This window comes from Carboxylicivirga sp. (assembly GCF_982718395.1).
This window is the reverse complement of record NZ_CEXQWX010000297.1, coordinates 1-2,901: the sequence shown is the minus strand read 5'-3', so window position 1 is coordinate 2,901 and position 2,901 is coordinate 1. Positions and strand designations below refer to the sequence as shown.

The 2,901-nt window shown below is 36.7% G+C and carries 5 protein-coding genes and 1 pseudogene; all 6 read right to left on the bottom strand.

Annotated elements, in window-relative coordinates:
• Positions 1 to 180 (bottom strand): annotated as a pseudogene (locus AC4MRQ_RS25515) (30S ribosomal protein S12 methylthiotransferase RimO); the annotation flags it as partial.
• Positions 181 to 262: 82 nt separating this feature from the next.
• Positions 263 to 1,213, bottom strand: a complete 951-nt coding sequence (ftsY, locus tag AC4MRQ_RS25510) for a signal recognition particle-docking protein FtsY (RefSeq protein WP_491200557.1) — start codon at positions 1,211 to 1,213, stop codon at positions 263 to 265.
• Between the two features lie 210 nt (positions 1,214 to 1,423).
• A complete protein-coding gene (locus AC4MRQ_RS25505) occupies positions 1,424 to 1,576 on the bottom strand; it encodes a DUF4295 domain-containing protein (protein WP_430822384.1) in 153 nt (50 codons plus the stop codon).
• 12 nt (positions 1,577 to 1,588) lie between these two features.
• A complete protein-coding gene (gene rpmG, locus AC4MRQ_RS25500; RefSeq protein ID WP_200465062.1) occupies positions 1,589 to 1,777 on the bottom strand; it encodes a 50S ribosomal protein L33 in 189 nt (62 codons plus the stop codon).
• Positions 1,778 to 1,789: 12 nt separating this feature from the next.
• Complete coding sequence (rpmB, locus tag AC4MRQ_RS25495) at positions 1,790 to 2,032, bottom strand: 50S ribosomal protein L28 (protein WP_491200556.1); 243 nt, start codon at positions 2,030 to 2,032, stop codon at positions 1,790 to 1,792.
• A gap of 167 nt (positions 2,033 to 2,199) precedes the next feature.
• The coding region (locus tag AC4MRQ_RS25490; protein ID WP_491200555.1) for a nicotinamide-nucleotide amidohydrolase family protein at positions 2,200 to 2,901 on the bottom strand (702 nt) is incomplete at its 5' end.

The window sequence follows — 2,901 nt, the reverse complement described above, 5'->3', positions numbered from 1 at the left end:
AGCATCAGCTATAAATCCGCAAGTGTTGATGATGGCCACTTCTCCATCCGGTTTTTCAGCATCGTGTGCAACTTTAATCCCATTGGCTTTAAACTGACGAATCAGAAATTCACTGTCCACCAGATTTTTAGAACAACCAAGGGTTACAACATCCACTTTCTTTCCTTTTGGCACAGACATATTGTTAATTTAAGTACTTTAATATCTATTTACATTTCAAAAAAAGCTGTCTTTTCAAACAGCTTTTAAGTATATAATTCTTTTATCTGAATAACGAATCGACAAATTCATCCCGGTTAAAAACCTGCAAATCATCCATTCCTTCACCAATTCCAATATATTTGACTGGTATACTAAATTGATCAGATACACCAATAACTACACCACCTTTTGCGGTGCCGTCTAACTTCGTAATGGCCAATGCTGAAACTTCAGTTGCTTTAGTAAATTGCTTAGCTTGTTCGAAAGCATTCTGTCCTGTTGAACCATCTAAAACCAATAAAACTTCGTTCGGCGCGTCAGGTACTATTTTTTGCATCACGCGCTTCACTTTGGTTAACTCGTTCATCAAATTAACCTTGTTATGAAGACGACCAGCTGTATCAATTATCACCACGTCAGCATCTTGGTTTTTTGCAGACTCAAGTGTATCAAATGCCACCGAAGCCGGATCAGAACCCATATTTTGCTTTACAATCGGTACATCTACCCTATCAGCCCAGACAACCAACTGGTCAATAGCCGCAGCACGGAATGTATCAGCAGCTCCCAATACTACTTTTTTGCCGGCCTGCTTAAACTTATTAGCTAGTTTTCCAATAGTCGTTGTTTTACCAACACCATTCACACCAACTACCATGATTACATATGGGTGTTCGCCTTTAGGCAATTCGAACTGACTGACATCACCTGATTGATTTTCAGCTAAAAGCTGTGCAATTTCCTCACGTAATATATCGTTTAGTTCCGATGTACTTAGAAACTTATCCTTTGCTACACGCTCTTCAATGCGCTCAATAATTTTTAAAGTGGTATCAACTCCAACATCAGATGTGATTAATACTTCCTCCAACTCATCAAGCACATCGTCGTCAACTTTTGTTTTTCCAACAACGGCTCTGGTCAGCTTTTTAAGTACGCTTTCTTTTGTTTTGGCCAGTCCTTTATCCAGACTTTCTTTCTTCGCTTTCGTGAAGCTCCCGAATAAACCCATATATATTAATTTTAAAGGGCTTAAAGATATAAAATAGTTAATTAGTAATTAGTCAGTAGATAGTAGTTTTTGTAAAAAAGCTGTCACTATTAGCAATTTGCCTCCAGCCTTTTAAAATCAAGCTGATCAATTACTTGTACATTGATTTAGGTCAACAAAAAAGCTTCCTTAAAATAAGGAAGCTTTTAAGATATAAGTTGTATTTCAGAATTACTTCTTGAAATATTCTTTAGTCATTTCATTTGGCACAATCTCTTCACGGAAAGTATAAGCTCCGGTTTTAGGAGATTTTACCATTTTAATCACTTTTGTGTGACCTTTACCTTCACCTTTTTGCAATGATGCTACTGCTTTCTTTGCCATGGTTAATCAGTTTTATTTGATTTCGCGGTGTAAAGTAACACGCTTCAAAATCGGATTATACTTTTTTAACTCCATGCGATCAGGAGTATTTTTCCTGTTCTTTACGGTAATATATCGGCTAGTTCCTGGTTGTCCGCTTTCTTTGTGCTCTGTACACTCCAAAATAACCTGAACGCGATTACCTTTTGCTTTCTTTGCCATTTCTACTCCTTATTAATAGTTAGCAATAAATCCTTTTTCTTTTGCCTGCTTAAGGGCTGCTAACAAACCAACTTTGTTGATCATACGCAAACCGGCAGCAGATACTCTTAAACTTACCCAACGCTCTTCTTCAGGTAAATAGAATTTCTTCTTGAAAAGATTAATATCGAATCTTCTCTTGGTTCTTCTTTTTGAGTGAGAAACATTATTTCCCACCATGAATGATTTACCAGTTATTTGACATACTCTTGACATCGCTCAACAGTTTTTTTCGGATACATTTTTCAAACAGAGCGCAAAATACGGCATTTTTATCTGATTATACAAATACCTGAAGGGATATTTTATATGTTTTTTTATTTTTCTCAATAGCCATTTCTCATAGAAATATAAAAAACACTGATATTACCACTCACAATACATTATTTCTTATTAATCATCTGAAGCAACATAATCATTCCAGCTTCAGATGAACGCTGAATATTTCGTGCTCTTATCTTGCCAAAATTAAAGCACTGACTTTTGACACCAAAATCTCCGGCAATAGTGATCCAAACAGTTCCTACCGGTTTCTCTTCTGTTCCTCCATCAGGTCCTGCTATGCCAGATGTAGCAATAGCATAATCGGTATCCATCAGTTTTTTTATACCTATTGCCATTTGCTCAACTACAGGCTGGCTAACTGCGCCTTCCCTTATCAAATCAGTTTCCGCTACTCCCAGTACACCTTGTTTTATTGAATTATCATAAGCAATCACACCTCCCCTAAAATAAGCCGAACTACCGGGAATACTGATTATTAATTGTCCAATATTTCCACCCGTGCAACTTTCTGCAACAGCTATAGTTTTATTGCCTGTTTTAAGTGCACTTCCTAACAATTCGTTGATGGTTTTATCTTCTTCCGCATAAATATTTTCTCCTACAATCCGATACAATGTATTAGTTAATACATCTATATCTTTATTGGCCTGTTCAACATCATTAGTTTTAGCTGTTAGACGCAATCGAACTTTACCCGGACTTGGCAAATAAGCTAATGAAATATAATCAGGAATTGAGGTTTCCCAAGCTTCCAATTGTTCAGCCAATACTGCTTCAGGCACATTAAACACCTGAATGGT